Here is a 16,574-nt window from a genome sequence, read left to right as displayed (position 1 = left end):
CCCGGCCTCAGCGGTGAAGGAACGCCCGGATCGCCCGCGAGAAGCGGGGCGAGCGCGCACCGATCAGGAGGGCCAGGCGGCGCTGGAGGGACGCCCGCTGCGGGAACCTCGTGAGACCTGCCGCTGATCCTGCGTCGACCAGGTGGTTCCAGCGCTCGCGGACGTTGGCCACGTCGATGGGCCGCCTCGCGACCCGGTAGAGGGCGTCGATGGCGGCCTCGCCGTCGTCGTCGCGGACCCACTCGTCGGCGAAGCGCCGCGCGATACGCTCGACGGCCTCGACCTGGTAGCGGGAGACCCGCTGCGACCAGCGGGTGTCTCGCGCGGGCCCCTCGTCGACGAGGAGCCAGCGCGGGGCGAGCTCGTTCAGCCGGATGAGACGCGTCAGCGAGTCGATCGGCCCGAGGCCCATCGCGACGTCGTAGACGGAGTTGACGTGGCGCCGGTCGGTGACGCCGCCGTGCTTCATCCAGGTGCGAGCGCGACGGACGACGCTGCGCGGCGCGATGACGGTCACGACGACGTCGTCGCTGAGGCGCTCGGCGAAGCGGTCGATCTCGCGGAGGAGGGTGTCGGTCGCCACGCCCAGGACGTCGATGGCGAGCCGGATCTTGTCGTCCTCGGGCAGGAAGGTGTCGGCGAAGTTGTCGATCGGGTCGCGGCCGTGCGCCTGGTAGAGGCCGAGGGCGCCGACGTAGTGCGGCTAGCGCTCGATCAGGACCTTCTCGTGGGCGAAGCGGAGGGACGGGCCGCGGTCGCCCGAGAAGCTGGTCGAGCCGGTGTGGAAGACGAGCGCCCGGTTGGCGAGCAGTGACGCGAAGCCGTGCTCGTTGATCCGGAGGCAGAAGTCGTTCTCCTCGCCGTAGCCGGGGGCGAAGCGCTCGTCGAACAGCCCGAAGCGGTCGATGAGCTCGCGCCGGATCAGGAAGCAGAAGCCCATCGCTACCGGAGCGACGGTGTAGCGGGGGAGGAGCGGGGCGACCACGGCGTGCACCGCGCTGGTCCGGGCCAGCGTCGTGGGCGCATGGACGTTCCGGCGGAGGAACGGGATGGTCGCGATCGTGGCGTTGTTGCTGCGGGGAGCGACGACGCCGTGCGACTCCGACTCGTAGAGCACGGCGGACATCTCGTCGATGAAGCCCGCGGTCACGACCGTGTCGCTGTTGAGCAGCATGACGTCGTTGCCGGTGTGGTCGAGGTTCAGGACGACATTGTTGCAGTTGCCGAGGAAGCCGAGGTTCGTCTTGTTGCGGTGGTACTCGAAGCCGTCGTGGCCGTCGACCTGCTTGAGCACGGCCTCCTCGATGACGTCGGCGTTCGGGCCGGCGTCGTTGGCGAGGACGACCCGGTCGACGTCGAAGTCGACGTGCTCGATCAGCGACTGGAGGCAGGCGAGCAGGCCGTCGAGGTCGTCGTAGATCGGCACGACGATCGACACGGGTCGTCGGGCGCCCGAGCGCGCCGAGGTGACCGTCAGGTGCGGCTCCTCGCTCGTGTGTCCCCCTGCCACCGTCATCGACCGAGGATCCTCCTGGTGGCGACCCCCGGACGACGCAGGATCCGCCCGACCATCCCCGACCTGGTCCGCAGGCGCGACGCGAGCAGCCCCGCCGCCATCCGGGCGGTGGTCGCTCCGAGGGAGGCGTAGTCGCCGGGCAGCGCGAACCAGTAGCGCGCGATGTCGGGGAGCTTGTAGGCCGGCGCGCCGACGAGGCTCTCGAGCCGGGCGATGGCCGCCTCCTGCGAGAAGCCGCTCTCCAGCACCCGCTCGACACTCATCGCCGCGGCGGCGCCGTGGGTCTCGGCGAGGCCGGGGGTCGCCGCGTAGACGGCGAGGGCGTCCGCGAGCTCGCGCGGCGACTCGGGATCGAAGAGGGAGCCTGTGACGCCGGGCTCGACCAGCTCGGCACTGCCGCCGGTCGAGGATGCCACGACGGGACGGCCGACCGCGAGGTACTCGAGGGTCGTCCGGCCGAAGGCCTCGATCGTCGACGGTGTGACGCAGACGTCGGCGGCCGCGACATACGGGTAGGGGTTGTCCTGCTCCCCGGCGAACGTGACGCGGTCGGCCACGCCGAGTGCCGCGGCCCGATCGCGGAGCTCCAGGTCGTAGCCGGGCGTCTTCCACGAGCCGACGAGGCAGAGGGAGGCGTCGACGCCGTCGGCCTTCAAGAGGCCGAGCGCGTCGACGGCGCGGAACTGGCCCTTGCCGGGCTCGACGCGGCCCACCACGGTGATCTTCAGGCCCGGGTCGGCGAGAGGGAAGGGGACCGTGGCGGGATCCTGCTCGGCTGACGTCCGGATCGACGCCGTGTCGACGGACGGGTACACGACGGAGATCTTGTCGTCGGGGACCTGCGAGGCGACGTGTCTCTTGAGGGCGAGAGAGTTCGTGAAGACGGCCTCCGACAGCAGGCCGATGTCGGCGAGCGTGCGCTCGCGACCCTCCTGGAACTTCAGGTCGTGGTCGAGGTCGCCGTATTCGCGGACGAACCAGGCGTGCGGGATGCCGAGGGTCTTGGCCGCGAAGGCCGCCCACGGTGCCACGAGGGTGTTGGTGACCACGAGGTCGGGCTTCAGGCGCTCGAGCTCGGTGATCATCGCGCCGACGGCCTGGTAGTCGGCGGCTGCGAACGTGGTCCGTTCGACGACGGGAGCCGGTTGGACGCTGGGAAGCGCCCACCCTCGGAAGCGGAACGCGCGGTACTTCCACGAGCGCTCGTCGAGGGCCTTCGTGAACAGCCCGGTCGGTGCCTTCGTGAAGAAGAAGGGCTCGAGATCGGGGTTCGAGGCGGTCCAGTCGTCGACCAGTTTCAACAGCGACCGCTCGGCGCCACCGAGATTCACCGGCGCCGTGCTGTGATTGCTGAAGATGACTCGCACCTGAAGAGACTACAAGCAGGATCGCCCTATCACGGCCAGCTTCGGGTTCGGCAGCACGTGACAGAACATGCGGTGAACCCTGGGTTGCCCCGGGGCGTGTGAGAATGATTCGTCCCCTTGAATGAGCCGGCACCCGGCAGGCTCGCTTTCTGGAGTTTTCCCAATGACCTATATGACCGATCTGGTCTCGTCGCGCGAACTGCTGGCGAACCTCACAGCCCGAGAGGTCAAAGGCAAGTACCGCCGGACGGTCTTCGGCCAGCTGTGGTCGCTCATCAACCCGCTCGCGACGATGCTCATCTACACCATCGTCTACTCGTTCATCTTCAAGGCCCGGCTCGAGGTCGGCAACCCCAGCGGGCTTCACTTCTACCCGCTCTGGCTGATGTGCGGACTCCTGCCGTGGATCTTCTTCCGCTCCGTCCTCAACGCGGGGATGTCGTCGATCGTGTCGAACGGCTCGCTGATCAAGAAGGTCTACTTCCCGCGGATGAACCTGCCGCTCGCCACCGTCGGCGCGCACGGCTTCACCTGGCTCATCGAGATGGGCTTCCTGGTCATCGTCCTGGCCTGCTTCGGCTCGTTCATCTGGCCGTGGATCCCCGTCGTCGCCTTCTTCATGGTGATGCTGGCCGCGTTCGCGACTGGCCTCGCCCTCATGCTGGCAATCGTCAACGTCCACTTCCGCGACATGCAGCACCTCATCGGCATCGCGCTGCAGATGTGGATGTACCTCACCCCGATCATCTACCCGCTCACCCTGGTGCAGAACGCCGCCAAGAAGGCGGGCAAGCCGTGGATCCTGAATCTGTACGAGCTGAACCCGATGGAGCGGTTCTCGACCGTGTTCCGGAACCTCATGTACGACAACCGGTGGCCGCACCCCAGCGACTCGCTCGCCTGCATCGTCCTGGCCGCTGTGTCGCTCGGCCTGGGCTACCTGGTGTTCTCCCGCAACGAGAAGAAGTTGGCGGAACTGCTGTGAACGACGTCGCCGTCTCGGTCGACCACGTGTCGAAGAGCTTCCGCATGTACTCCGAGCGCAACGACTCGCTCAAGAGCGCGGTCATGCGCCGCAAGAAGAGCGTCCACGAGGACTTCTGGGCGCTGAAGGACATCTCGTTCGAGGTGCCGCAGGGCAAGACCTTCGGCCTGATCGGCCGCAACGGCTCGGGCAAGTCGACGCTGCTCAAGTGCCTCGCGAAGATCCTCTGGCCGGAGTCGGGCTCGATCACGGCCAACGGCAAGCAGGCCTCCCTCCTCGAGGTCGGATCGGGATTCCATCCCGAGCTCACCGGGCGGGAGAACGTCTTCTTGAACGGCTCGATCCTCGGCATGACGCGCAAGGAGGTCACGCGGAAGTTCGACGAGATCGTGTCGTTCTCCGGCGTCGGCCACTTCATCGACCAGCCCGTCAAGAACTACTCGTCCGGCATGTACGTGCGGCTGGGCTTCTCGGTCGCCATCGCGGTGACTCCCGACATCCTCGTCGTCGACGAGGTGCTGTCGGTTGGCGACGCGACGTTCCAGAAGCGCTGCCGCACGAAGTTCGCGGAGATGAAGAAGGAGGGCCGCACGGTCATCCTCGTGTCGCACTCGATGGCCACGGTCAAGGAGATGTGCGACGAGGTCGCCTGGCTCGACTCCGGCCAGCTCCAGCAGATCGGGCCGGCCCAGCAGGTCATCGACGCGTATCAGCTGACCGTCTGACGGCCGGACCGGGCCTCAGGGCCCTCCGGCTCAGGCGGTCGCGACGTCCGCCAAGAGTCGACGCAGATCGTCTCCGTTCCGCTCGAAATCGAAGCTCCACGGGGAGTGGAACGCGGTGGTCGAGAAACCCGAACCGTGTCGGATCTCCGCGGGCGACCAGAAATAGTCGATGGAGTCGGCGAGAGAGGCCGCGTAGAGAAACTCGTTTCGCGCCCAGTACGAGTCTTGCGACAGAACGATGACGTGCTCGAGCCGCTCCGAGAACAGCATGTTGAACATGCCCGAGCCGGCAAAACCGGCGACGACCCGAGCGTTGCCGAAAATGGTCGCCTGCTCGTAAAAGCTCAGGGTTTCCGGATGCACGATGGCGAATCCCGCATCCACGAATCGTTGTTCGACATCGGCCGCGTTGCGGCACAGACGGTTTTCTCGCGACAACTCTCGGGAGATGAAGATCCTGTCGTAGATCGGTTCGGAAGGGCCGACGAGCGCCCGCCGTAGAGTCGACCACGTGTCTTGCAGAGCGGGATGGAATTGGTACTCGGGGCTGTTCTGCCAGAGGATCGTCGCGGAGATGTAGGCGTCGACCGTCACGCTTTGCGACTCCCAGTGGATGTCCGCCTCGTCGATGCCGAACGAGGTGAACAGTGTCCTTTCGACGACAGGGTCGTACGACTCGTTGGGAATCTGGCACAGCGCTTTAAGGTCGGGAAACCGAGCCTTCGCTTCTGGCCAGCCCCAGAGCTTCGCCACCGATTCGGTCATGACGTGACCGAAGTGACCCGGGATCGACGGGTTGAGGTCGTAGTAGAGCCCGGGCAGGCGCACCCAGCCATCGTTCGACCCCGGAAGGACGGCGAATTCCCAATTGATGTTCCTGAGAGCATCATTCTTGACATTCTTGATCCAAGGATGACGGAACGACGGGGGAAGGACGGAACCCTGCGCCATCGTGAGCATCGTGGGCCCGATTCCGATGGGTCCCGAGTAATGACGGACGGCGGCAGGCGAGGCGTTGATGGTCGTGCTCGGGAGGTCTTGGTCTCTTCCGTGCTGTGTCACGCGCAGCGAAGATTCGAAAGTGGTCTCGGCCAACGACTGGAGAGTCTCGACGCGGAGCTCAGGCAGACGGGTTGTGACGAGGTCGTCGGCGCGGGCTTCAGGAACCTTGAAGAGGTGTTCGACCGTCTTGACCAGCACGATCAGTCCGTGACTCGAAAAGCGGTCCGGTGACAGCGAAAGCCGAAGCTCGGCCAGCTCCCTTTCACTCTTGTGCTTACCGCCGCCGAGTTCGATCGCGGCAATCCACCCGGGCTCAGAGGGCCCCTCAGGTGCGATGTAGAGGCCGTCCTTCGCCACATGGAAGAAGAGCGACTCCCAGAGCAGTGTCCGTTCGAGACCGTTCCCCGTCGTGGCATCGACCAAGACGCCGACCCTGCCGATCGAGTCGCAGATCTTCGAAGCGGCTTTCACATCGGCCGCGGAGTGGGTACCGCGGCCATGCGGGATGGCGGGAAAGACACCGTCCGTGATCGCGACCAGCTCGGGAGCGCCGAGAGCCGCAGACCCTTCACCGATCACGATGACGTGGACGCGATCGCCCGCCGCATCGAGCCAGGCCCGGAGGGTCGCCGAGGATGATCCGTCGGTCACGACCACGACGGGTCCCTGTGTCTGCTCAAGCAGCTCGCGGCCGTATTCTCGAAGGAACTCGCCGACCGACGCCTGCGACCGGTGGAAAAGTTCACGAGCCCAGGTCATGGCGATCAGCCTAGGCCCCGTGCGAATCGTTCCGCTGAACCTCTGCAGGGCGTCGCAAAGCGGTTCCGCGCTGAAGCGGCTCTACGCAGAGTCAGCCGCCGAGGACTATCTCTGTCGTCTCGGTCAGGGGAGCCGATTCTTCAGGAGCAGGCTCGTCGACGACGGAGACCCGGACCTCGTCGAGACGCCGCATCGCCTGGAACGTCCGCTCCGAGTTGTTCTCGTCGCGGGTGACGAATGTTTCTGCCGTCCGGCGTCGATAGACCGGCTCGGATTCGAAGCCGTCTAGGGCTATGGTCCTCACGGCCTCGACGGTGCCGCCCACGTCGACGCGCACCGGGCCGAAACCGTCGCGTTCATAGTCGAAGTAGCCCCGGCGACCAACGTGCGTCCCGTCGAAGAACTTCGCCGCATCGAACTGGAAATACACGACGGGGACGTCGAGGAAAGCTGCGTCGAATCCGAGGGACGAATAGTCGGTGACGAACACGGCGGCCCTCGCGAGGATCTCCTGAACGTTGTTCTCCGCGAAGTCGAGGATCGTGATGTGATCCGGGAGATCGAAATCAGCCAGGTACGGTCGGATGTTCGGGTGCGGCATGAACGCGAGGCGCTTTCCCGTCGAGGCGGCGACCTCGGCGAGACGATCGGAGCGAAGCAGTTCGACGTAGTTGCGCGCGAAGTCGCTCTCCATGAAGGCCGGGTTCTTGAGGCGCTCGTTCGAACCTGCGACCTGACTGCCCGCCAGGCTCTTTCGCCACGTGGGCATTATGACGATCAGGTCTTGCTCGGGGGCGGCACGGCGCTTCCGGAGGAGCTCGTCGTGGCGGGGGAACCCCGTCTGGACGACCTCGCGGTCGGAGAAGGCATAGGGACTCGGCCCGGCGATGGCGGCTCTCTCCTGCGGGGTCACGACGACGAACAGCGAGATGGGCTTCGAATTCACCCACCGCGAGATGTCGTAGTTCGTCACGCCGTGTTGAAGGAAGCTGTACAGGAAACGACGCTTTCCGAATCGACGCGCGTTGAGAGGGTCGACGACGTACTGGTCGATGTGCGAAGACGCGAGGTGCTTGGCATGGAGCAGCAGCAGGTACCACTCGACCGACTTGTACGCGACCAGCCTGAATCCCTCCGCCTCGAGCCTCGGCCAGTCGGTCGACGTCCGCTCGAGGACGAACCACGAGTTGATCTCCGGGTGGTTCTTCGACACGTGGCGGTAGAGGTGCTCCGCGTTGTCGTTGGCATCGGTATTGCGATCCATGAAGACCCAGGCGTCTTCGAACGCAGCCCGGGTCTTGGAGGCCCGGAGGCGCCAGGCCAGCTTGCGATCGAAACGCTTGTCAGGAGAGAGCGAGCTTCTCCGGGCACGGACCCAGTTCTTCGCCTGCTGGATCGCGTAATCACGAATCGTCTGTTTCAGGTTCGCGAACTTCTCGACGGATCCACGGCGCTGTCGCATGATCAAGGGGTTGAGCTGGGCACTGGTCAGCGCCTCGGCACCCCGAGAGGACTCGTAGGGGATGACGGGGAGGACGGCACCGTCGACCTCGACAGACGTCCGTCTCCCGCGCTGCAGCCAGAAGATGCGCTTCTTGAGAAGCGGTCGGCCGTAGAAGACGAACTCTTGCACCGTCTCGTAGACCGGGCTCGCGCTGGCATCGTCGACTCTCAAGGATTCCGAGGGGAGGTCACCGGAGAACCAGTAGCTGAGTTTCACCAGCTGATGGGTCTCGTCGACTTCTTCGAGGCGAACGGACACCGGCCGGACCGGGCTGTCGCCGTAGGCGACCAAGAGCGTGTGCTTGACCACGAACTCGACGCCCATGATGTCGAAGCTGATGATGGCGTCATCCGAGACCAGGTTCACGATCGTCTTCACGAGGCCGTGGAACTCGTCGAACACGTAGGGCGGCGCGACCGCACTCAACGACTGCAGGGCACGTTCGTTCTTGAAGTACCAGAACAGGTCGTAGAGGATCGTGTTCTCGAGCCACCTCGGGATATCACCCTGAGACGCGGCCAGCTCCAAGAGGTCGAGGTGCCCGTAGCGGAGCACGTCGGTGTACTTCTCGGCCTGGTCGAAGTGCGTCTGCATCAGACTCGTGCCATCGGATCGCGTGCGGTAGTGGTACTTGGCGCTTGCCAGGAGACCGAGAATGTGGCCCCCCGTCATCAGCAGATACCGGCCGATGAAGTGAGCGTCCTCGAAGACGGGCCTGACGCGCCCGTCGAATTGCACGCCGGCCGATCGAATGAGGTCGGTCCGGAAGAAGGCGGAGTTGACGCTCAGCTGGATGACCGGATCGACGTGGAGGTCGACGATCCGAGAGCCGCGGCTGAACTTTCCGCGGAGGGGATGGGTATTCGTCAGGACGTTGTCGTCCGTCATGCGCATCTGGTGCGTCGCCAAGAGAGTGCTGCCGGAACCGCCGTGAACGGTCACGAACTTGACGACCTCCTCGAAGTAACGGGTATCGAGAACGTCGTCGGGGTCGGCGAACGTCACCCAGTCGGCCGCTACGTGGGGGAGGCCGGCGTTGCGTGCCGCGGCGACCCACTGGTTCTCCTGAGTCAGGACGACGACGTTCGACGGTCTGTCGTGCGCCCAGGAGCGGAGGACGTCGAGGGTGTCGTCGGTCGACCCGTCGTCGACGAAGATGAATTGGACGTTCTCCACGCCGTAGGTCTGCGCCTCGAGGGACCCGAGGAACTCCGGGAGGTAGCGGGCCACGTTGTAACAGGCGATCACGGCAGCAACCACGAAGCGATTCTCTTCAGCGCGTTCCATTACATCCATCCTTCGGCGCACGGTCATCGGGTCGCGTCGCCGCTCGGGTTCAACACGGGTTCACCTGGTCGTCGGCAGCGCGAGGGCGAGAGTACCCCCGACGTTTACGCCTCGAAAACCATATCAGCCGAGTGAGCGGCGCTCGTTTCGGAGTGGTCCTAGCTGACGCGCAGCACAGCCGTGATCATGTTGTGGTCGGAGGGAATGACGGAGCCGCCGGGATTCCACTCGTTCGTGAACTCGTCGCTTCCCTTAAACCCCTTGGTAAGGATGTAATCGATCCGCTGGCCGTCGCCATTGGGGTCTGACACCTGTTGCGAGGGCGCCTTGTAGTTGTTGTACGTCGGCTTCATGGTGCCGTATTTGTGCAGCGACGCGGAGGAGTCGTAGAAGCCACCCCGCACCAGAGTCGGCTGAGCCCCGTCCGTCCGGCCCTCGGGATAGCGATTGTCGTTGAGGTCCGCTCCGAGAATGACGGGGAGCTGCGAGGTGTTCATTGCGTTGAGCGCCTTCAAGAGTTGAGCCGAATCCACTCCCAACTGAGTCTTGCGGGTGGTCGGATTCGTGGTGGTCGGGATTCCGTAGTGAGCTGCCACCACGAGGAAGGTCGCCTGCGTTCCCGACTTGGCACGAAGCTTGGCCCAGGGCGTGTAGAGGTCTCGACCGGAGCCCCTGTAGTCGTGGATACCCGCAAGACTGCCGGTGGCGACAAGGGTGAATCTGGCGGGGTTGAAGTAGATTCGATTGCCCGGGTCCGATGTGTTGGACGCGGACTCCGAGTTGGTCAGCTGGAGGCCGGGCAGGCGCCTGTCGAGGTCGGTGTAGACCTGCTGAAGGCCCGCCGTCTTGCTGTCAGCGTCGCCGCTCGCCTCGAGGGTCGTCAGGATGTCGAGGTTTTTGCGGTTGATGTTCGCGGCGACGGCCGAGGCCCGACTCGACCATTTGGGCTCTCCTGACACCTCGCACCCGGAGCACTGGACGTTGTAGCTGCCGAAACGGATCGCCGAGGCGGACGCGTCGGGTGAGACGGGCGTCGGCCAGGCGACCTTCTGCTTCGACTGGCGAACGTAGGTGCTGTTGAAGTAGGTGTCTCGTGCTTCCGCCCGGGCGTAGACCGGGTTTCCGTAGGCGACTTTCGTCAGGTCGGCATCCGTGAGTGGAATCGTCGTTGATCGCACCGAAGGATTGAATGCCGTGCGCCAGTCCGACACATGCTGAATCCAGCGATCCGGAGTCCGGTTCGGATTCGGACCGGCCGACCACCGATACCGGTAGTCGCTCGCGTTCGCCACGGCGGGCCAGGAGAACTTCATGCCGTTGGATACGGGAGTGAGGGAGGGCTCGCCGAAGACGGCTACGGCGTTCGCCTGGAGGCGCGTCTTGAACGTCGACGACCAGGCTCCTGCCGTCGTCCCGTTCTTCGCGGCAACCGTGAAGTAGTAGTCCTTGCCCGGTGTCAGGGGACTGATCCAGAGGCCGTTCACGGTCACGTCCGAGTAGACGGGACTCGAAAGGTTTGACGAGGTCGAGCGTTTGACGACGTACGACGTCGCCCCGGACACGGTGGTCCAGGCGATTTTGAGGGATCGGTTCGGCCAGTCTTGAGTCGCGAATTTGAGTCCCGTCACGCGAGCGGGTGCAGTGGCCGCGAGTGCTGGACTGATGCCGGCGCCGACGAGAGCGACGGCCAGAGCGGAGGACGAAAGAGCAACGCGAAAGCGGTGACGCATCTATGAACCCGATTTCAGTAGATGGTGAGAGCGGTTGCAGGCGAGACTACGCCCCCGCCTTCGTCAGAGCCGAACGCAGGTCTTTTTCGAGATACGGCGTGAGCGACCTGATGAAGGTCTTGGTCAGATGCGTCCCGTCGCGGTAGACGATCACACCGCCGATGACGACGGGGCACGTCGTCGTCGTGCAGAGGTAGCGGCGAAGGTCGATCACCTGCGCCTTCGAAGTTCGGGCGGCGGCCTCTGCCTGGCCGTCGAAGTAGCGGGCCCCCACCGCCCGAGAGAAACTGCATCGGGCGTTGGCGGTCTTCAGATCTTGAGCGAGGCATGTCGCCGTGTTGGGAGCCGGGATCGGGTTGTCGTGGATCGCGATGATCGGCACGCCGTTTCGAGTGGCGACGGCCCAGGCCTTCGCCAGGCCCTCCGTCGTGGCCTCGTTGACCGTCTGCCCCGGTGTCGGCTTCACGCGAGCGCTGCCGTCCGAGTGCGTCACGATGATCGCGTCGAGCGACTTCTGGGCGGCGACGTACTTGGTGACTTTCGACTTCCAGCTGGCACACGCCGTAGCAAGCTCGTTCGTGAGCTGCGTCTGGGATGCCGTCGTCCAGTAGCACGAGCCGCGACCGGCGACGTCGATCCGCCAGCCGTTGTGTTCGGCGATGGTCTCGTAGGCGTCGATCAGGGCGTTGTTGTGCGAGTCTCCGATCGCCAACAGGTGCTTCGTGAATCCTGTTTTCTGGCCAAGCGAACAGACGCGGAGCGAATCGGTGTTGCCCGCAGACCAGCACGCCGGTCGGTTCGCGTCGTCGGTCGCCATCTGCGACACGTCGGGGAGGAACACCCCGTCGAGCTTCGGGTTCTTGCACGGGGTCTTGGACGAGATGAGCGAGGCGGCGCCGAAGCAGGCGACGTCGCCTGACTCGAGTCGCTTCGCAGTGGACGCCGCCTGAGCGGTCTGGACGTTGAGAACGACGATGGATGTCGACGCCACGACGACGGACGACGCCATCACGGCAGCTCCGAGCACCAGGACCCGCCGCGGGCGGAGGCTCTTCGTGCGGGGAGCGAACCGGAGAGGCTCTTCCAGGAAGCGGGTGGTCAACCAGGCCAGGATCAACGCCGCGACTCCGATGGCGACTTTCTCCGTCGTCGTCAATGCGTGGTGGGTGATGAAGGGCAGGATCACGATTCCCGGCCAGTGCCAGAGGTACAGGGCGTACGAGATCCTGCCGAGCAGGGCGATCGGCGCCAGGGAGCCGATCTTCTCGAGAAAGGTCCTGCCGCCGAACGCGACGACGAGGAAGGTGCCCGCGACCGGGAGTGCGGCGACGTAGGACGGGAACGGTAGCGCCGGGGTGATGACGACGAGCGAGACCACGAGCAGGACCAGGCCCGCCGCGGCTGCGCCTGATCGCCGGGCACTCGGGCCGTAGGCGTGACCACGGCGGCCGAGGTAGGTCGCCGCGACCCCGCCCGCCGCGAACTCCCAGGCGCGCGTCGCGGTGGAGAAGTAGGCGGGACCGGGCGACGTCGCGGTCTCGACGATGGAATAGGCGAGCGAGACGACGACGACCACGAGCAGCAGGATCCGAGCCACCTTGACCGCGGAGAATCGGAGGCGCTTCGAGAGGGCCAGGATCACGACGAGGAGGAGCGGCAGCACGACGTAGAACTGCTCCTCCACCGAGAGGCTCCAGAAGTGCTGCACCGGCGAGGCGCCGTTGTCCTGATTCAGATAGTCGATCGACGAGTGCGCGAGGTTCCAGTTCTGGACGTACAGGGTCGAGGTGACGACCTCGCCGAGAAACTGCCTCCAGAGGTTCCGCGGAACGAAGGCCGCGATCGACAGCCCGGTCAGGACGAGGACGAGGCAGCTGGAGGGAAGCAGGCGTATCGCCCGGCGGCTCCAGAAGCGGCCGAGACGGACCTCGCCCTGCTCCAGACTCTTGAACAGGTGACTGGTAATCAGGTAACCGCTGATCACGAAGAAGATGTCTACCCCGATGAATCCTGCGGGGAGTCGATTCGGCCACAGGTGGTAGAGGACGACCGACGCCACGGCGAGGGCTCTCAGCCCCTGGATGTCGAATCGCAGGTTTTGCTGGGCCGCGGTGGTCCGGGTTCGGGTTGACGACACCAGGAGATCCTACGTGGCACTCGGCCGTTCCCCGGCCATCAGCACATCAGCACATCAGCGCTTCAGCTCGCCGGAGTGGCGGGGACGTGAAGCGAGGCGGTTATCAGGTTGTGGTCGGACGGCACGACGGAGAGGAGCCTGCCGTCGGTTCCGACGGGCAGGTAGTTGTTCGTGAACTGATCGCTTCCTCGAAATCCCTGCGTGAGGATGTAATCGATGCGCTGCCCGTCGCCGTTCGGATCGCTCACCTGGTTCGACGGAGCGAGTGAGTTGTTGTACGTCGATTTCGCCGTCCCGTGTCGGTGGAGCGACGCTGCGGCGTCGTAGAACCCTCCGCGGATGAGGGTCGGCTGAGCCCCGTCGGTACGGTCTTCCGGATACCGGTTGTCGTTGAGGTCGCCTCCCAGGATGACGGGGAGGTGAGCCGTGTTGAGAGCGGCGAGAGATCCCAGGAGCCTCGCCGAGTCGATTCCGAGTTGGGTTTTGCGGAGCACCGGATCCGTCGTCTGCGGGACGCCGTAGTGAGCCGCGACGACGAGAAACGATGTGTCGGGCGAGGTCTTCGACCGGAGTTCGGCCCAGGGAGTGTTGATGAAATGATGCGCCCAGTCGGTTTGCCGATAGTCGTAGACGCCGCCGAGGTTGCCCGTGGCGACCAGCGTGAATTTGCTCGGATTGTAGAAGATGCGGTTGCCCTGGTCGGAGGGGTTGGGCAGGTCGCCCGTGTCGGTGACCACCAGCGACGTCAACCGTCGGTCGAGGTCGACCCAGGCCTGCTCATAGGGGTCGTACGGGTTCGAGTCGGAATGACCGCTGGCTTCCACCACGGTGGCGATATCGAGCTGCTGCGCTGTGATGTTCTGCGCGATGGCCGGCGCGCGCGTGGTCCACTCCGGCGTTCCCGGCTTCTCGCACCCGGAGCATTCGACGTTGTAGCTGCCGAAATTCACCGCGAGGGCGGACTCGTCGGGCATCGCGGGCGTCGGCCAGGCTACGACCTGCGGGGATGAGCGAACGTGCGTCGACGGCTTGACCGTGCTCCTGGCCTCGACGTGCGCGTAGATCGGGTTGCCGTAGGCGGTCGCGGTGAGGTTCGCGTCAATGCCCGAGATCGTGCGCGACTTCGTCACGGGATTGAAGGCGGAGAACCACGACGTGGCCGACGGCACCCAGTAGTCGGGGCGACGGTTCGGGTTCGGGCCCGACGACCACACGACGCGGTAGTCGGTCGCGTAGGGGGCGGCGCCCCAGGCGACCGTGATGCCGTTCGTGGCCGGCTTCGCCGACACCGACGGGAAGACACCCGTGTAGCCGGCGGTCAGGCTGAACGAGATGCGGCTCGAGTAGGCGCCGTACGTCGAGCCCTTCTTGGCCCGGACCACGGCGTAGTAGGTGTGCCCGGGCTGGATGCCGGTCAGGTTGGAGGACGCCGTCGTCACGTTCTTGTAGGTGGCCGAGGCGAAGGTCGACGACGTCGAGTACTTCGCCTGGTAGCTGACGCCCGACATCGCCTTCCACTTCAGCAGGACGGTCTTGGCGGCCCAGCTCTGCGTCGACGGCACCACGCCGCTGACACGGCTGGGAGCGCTGGCGGCCTGGGCAGGAGTGACGGCGACGGCGACGAGCGCGCCGGCCACCGCCACGGTCACGCACGCGCGACGAACGGCAGAGAGCATCTCTGAACCCGATTTCAGTAGATGACGGATGTGGTGAGTCCGAGGCTACGGGGGACGGCGGGGGTACGCCAGAGCCTCGAACGGGGTACGCGACGCCCGACGCCGCCGGATGGGACAGAATCGGAGACGCCATGACGACTCCCGCCGCACCCCGCCCGCTCATCAGCGTGGTCATCCCCGCCCACGACGTGGAGCCCTGGATCGACGAGCTCCTCGAGAGCGTCCTCGCCCAGGGCGGCGACGAGCTCCAGGTGATCGTGGTCGACGACCACTCGAGCGACGGCACACCGGCGCGGGTGGCGGAGTTCGCCAGACGCGATCGCAGGATCCTGCACCACGTCGCCGACACGCGCGGTGCGGCAGCCGCGCGCAACGCCGGCACCGCCCTCGCCACCGGCACCTACCTCGTCTTCGCGGATGCCGACGATCTCGTCCCGCGCGGCGCCTACGCGGCTCTCGCGGACAGCCTCGAACGGACGGGCTCCGACTTCGCGATCGGCGACCACCTCAAGTTCTCGCCGACTTCGACCTGGAGCCCGACCGCCCGCTGGCACCCGTTCGAGGAGGCGGTCGAGCGCGCTCGGCCGGGCGACCTGCCCGCCCTCGTCAGTGGCCGCGCCGCCTGGAACCGCATGTTCCGGCGGTCGTTCTGGGACTCCCTCGACCTCCGCTTCCCGGAGGTGGCGAGGAACGACGACATCGTGCCGACGACCCGGGCGTTCCTCGGAGCGACCGCCATCGACGTGGTGCCCGAGTGCGTCTACCTCTACCGCGACCGGCCCGGGTCGACGTCGATGACCGCCGGCACGCCGCCCGCCGAAGCTGCGCGCCTCTACTTCGAGCAGGAGCTCCTCGCCACGCGCCTCGTCACCGCGTTCGACGATCCTGCCGTCACCGAGCAGTACTCGGCACTCGTGTTCGACGCCGACGGGTGGGTGCACCTCAGCGGCTACCTCGGAAGTCTCGAGTCGGGGGAGTCCGCCGACCCGGAGGTCCTCGCGGCGTTCGCCGCGCTCCTGGCCGAGGCCCCGCGCGTGGCGGTCGAGCGGGCGACCGCCGATCGCCGCGCACTCATCGCGCTCGCCGAGGCCGGCAGGATCGAGGAGGCCCGATCCCTCGCTGTCGCCGCCGCCTCCGCCCGCGTTGCACGCAGCTTCGACGCCGCCGGCCTGGTCGCCTGGGCTCGCGCCTTCGAAGCCCTCGACGCCGACGGTGGGGGTCTCGACCTCGTCGCCCTCCTCCGCGAGGGGCCGCTGACCGCCCTCGCCAACGACGCAGCGCTCGTCTCGGCCGACGAGCTGGGCCCGGTCGTCGCGGCGCTCGCGGGGGCACCCTCGGTGGCGACGGCCGACACCGAGGCGTGGGAGTCCGCGATCCTGCGCTGGATGCTCGCCGCCGTGCGCTCGGGCGACCCGGCGGCCGTCCGCCGCGTCTCGCTCGTCCGCCGAGGGCTGCCGCTCGTCGTCGACACGGTCGACGTGTCGCCTGCGTCGCTCGAGCTGTCGGGGCCGCTGCCGTGGCCCGAGGCGCTCGACGGGGCGGTGCTGCTTCTGCGCAGCGAGGCCGGTACCGCGGAGCCGTCGCTCTCCGCGAGTCCGACGGGCGACCGCTGGCGGGCCTCCGTCGCCGCGGCCGAGCTACCCGCTCCCGGTCGGTACTCCGCGCTGGTGCGGTTCTCGGCCGGACCGTCGGTGCAGCCGCAGGATCACGAGGTCGTGACGGCTCGGATGCCCCTCCCGCCGATCCCGGACGGCTCCCTGCTGCAGCCGCTCAGCGATCGCGCCCGCGGCTGGGTGTTCCTCGTCGACCACCGCGCTCCCGCGGCGCGGGGGCTCCTCGGGAAGGTCGCCTCCCGGCTCCGTCGCGGCTGACGCGGACAACCGCTC

At 66.3% G+C, this 16,574-nt stretch carries 11 protein-coding genes; 3 read left to right on the top strand and 8 right to left on the bottom strand.

Features of this window, described 5'->3' with window-relative positions:
• Positions 1 to 7: 7 nt before the first annotated feature.
• The 3 genes from ABD733_RS05015 to ABD733_RS05005 all read right to left on the bottom strand — a co-directional run bounded on the left by ABD733_RS05015 (position 8) and on the right by ABD733_RS05005 (position 2,883).
• Positions 8 to 583, bottom strand: coding sequence for a hypothetical protein (locus tag ABD733_RS05015; RefSeq protein WP_344793925.1), 576 nt, complete (start codon positions 581 to 583; stop codon positions 8 to 10).
• 120 nt (positions 584 to 703) lie between these two features.
• Positions 704 to 1,516: a glycosyltransferase family 2 protein gene (locus tag ABD733_RS05010; RefSeq protein ID WP_344793924.1), complete on the bottom strand. Its 813-nt coding sequence runs from the start codon at positions 1,514 to 1,516 to the stop codon at positions 704 to 706.
• Complete coding sequence (locus ABD733_RS05005) at positions 1,513 to 2,883, bottom strand: glycosyltransferase family 4 protein (protein ID WP_344793923.1); 1,371 nt, start codon at positions 2,881 to 2,883, stop codon at positions 1,513 to 1,515. Before ABD733_RS05005 ends, ABD733_RS05010 begins: the two co-directional genes overlap by 4 nt.
• A 172-nt stretch (positions 2,884 to 3,055) precedes the next feature.
• On the opposite strand from ABD733_RS05005, the gene ABD733_RS05000 reads away from it, so the two are divergent.
• Complete coding sequence (locus ABD733_RS05000; protein WP_344793922.1) at positions 3,056 to 3,868, top strand: ABC transporter permease; 813 nt, start codon at positions 3,056 to 3,058, stop codon at positions 3,866 to 3,868.
• The gene (locus ABD733_RS04995; RefSeq protein WP_344793921.1) at positions 3,865 to 4,593 is read left to right on the top strand and encodes an ABC transporter ATP-binding protein; all 729 of its coding nucleotides are present in this window, start codon (positions 3,865 to 3,867) and stop codon (positions 4,591 to 4,593) included. The genes ABD733_RS05000 and ABD733_RS04995 overlap by 4 nt, the downstream gene beginning before the upstream one ends.
• 30 nt (positions 4,594 to 4,623) lie before the next feature.
• Here ABD733_RS04995 and ABD733_RS04990 read toward each other — a convergent pair whose 3' ends face one another.
• The 5 genes from ABD733_RS04990 to ABD733_RS04970 all read right to left on the bottom strand — a co-directional run bounded on the left by ABD733_RS04990 (position 4,624) and on the right by ABD733_RS04970 (position 14,688).
• A complete protein-coding gene (locus ABD733_RS04990; protein WP_344793920.1) occupies positions 4,624 to 6,354 on the bottom strand; it encodes a glycosyltransferase family 61 protein in 1,731 nt (576 codons plus the stop codon).
• Between the two features lie 91 nt (positions 6,355 to 6,445).
• A complete protein-coding gene (locus ABD733_RS04985) occupies positions 6,446 to 9,145 on the bottom strand; it encodes a CDP-glycerol glycerophosphotransferase family protein (protein ID WP_344793919.1) in 2,700 nt (899 codons plus the stop codon).
• Positions 9,146 to 9,303: 158 nt separating this feature from the next.
• Positions 9,304 to 10,875, bottom strand: a complete 1,572-nt coding sequence (locus tag ABD733_RS04980; protein ID WP_344793918.1) for an endonuclease/exonuclease/phosphatase family protein — start codon at positions 10,873 to 10,875, stop codon at positions 9,304 to 9,306.
• Positions 10,876 to 10,921: 46 nt separating this feature from the next.
• The gene (locus ABD733_RS04975) at positions 10,922 to 13,012 is read right to left on the bottom strand and encodes an acyltransferase family protein (protein ID WP_344793917.1); all 2,091 of its coding nucleotides are present in this window, start codon (positions 13,010 to 13,012) and stop codon (positions 10,922 to 10,924) included.
• A 62-nt stretch (positions 13,013 to 13,074) separates the two neighbouring features.
• Positions 13,075 to 14,688 (bottom strand): exonuclease/endonuclease/phosphatase family protein, encoded by a 1,614-nt coding sequence (locus tag ABD733_RS04970; RefSeq protein ID WP_344793916.1) that lies wholly within the window; start codon positions 14,686 to 14,688, stop codon positions 13,075 to 13,077.
• Positions 14,689 to 14,819: 131 nt separating this feature from the next.
• Here ABD733_RS04970 and ABD733_RS04965 point away from each other — a divergent pair, with 131 nt between their 5' ends.
• Positions 14,820 to 16,559 carry a glycosyltransferase family 2 protein gene (locus ABD733_RS04965; RefSeq protein WP_344793915.1) on the top strand — a complete coding sequence of 580 codons (1,740 nt, stop codon included), beginning with the start codon at positions 14,820 to 14,822 and terminating at the stop codon, positions 16,557 to 16,559.
• Positions 16,560 to 16,574 lie beyond the last annotated feature (15 nt).

It is taken from the genome of Frondihabitans peucedani, from assembly GCF_039537585.1.
Classification (GTDB): domain Bacteria; phylum Actinomycetota; class Actinomycetes; order Actinomycetales; family Microbacteriaceae; genus Frondihabitans; species Frondihabitans peucedani.
Note: the sequence above shows the minus strand (reverse complement) of the source record. Positions and strands in the feature narration are given on the sequence as shown.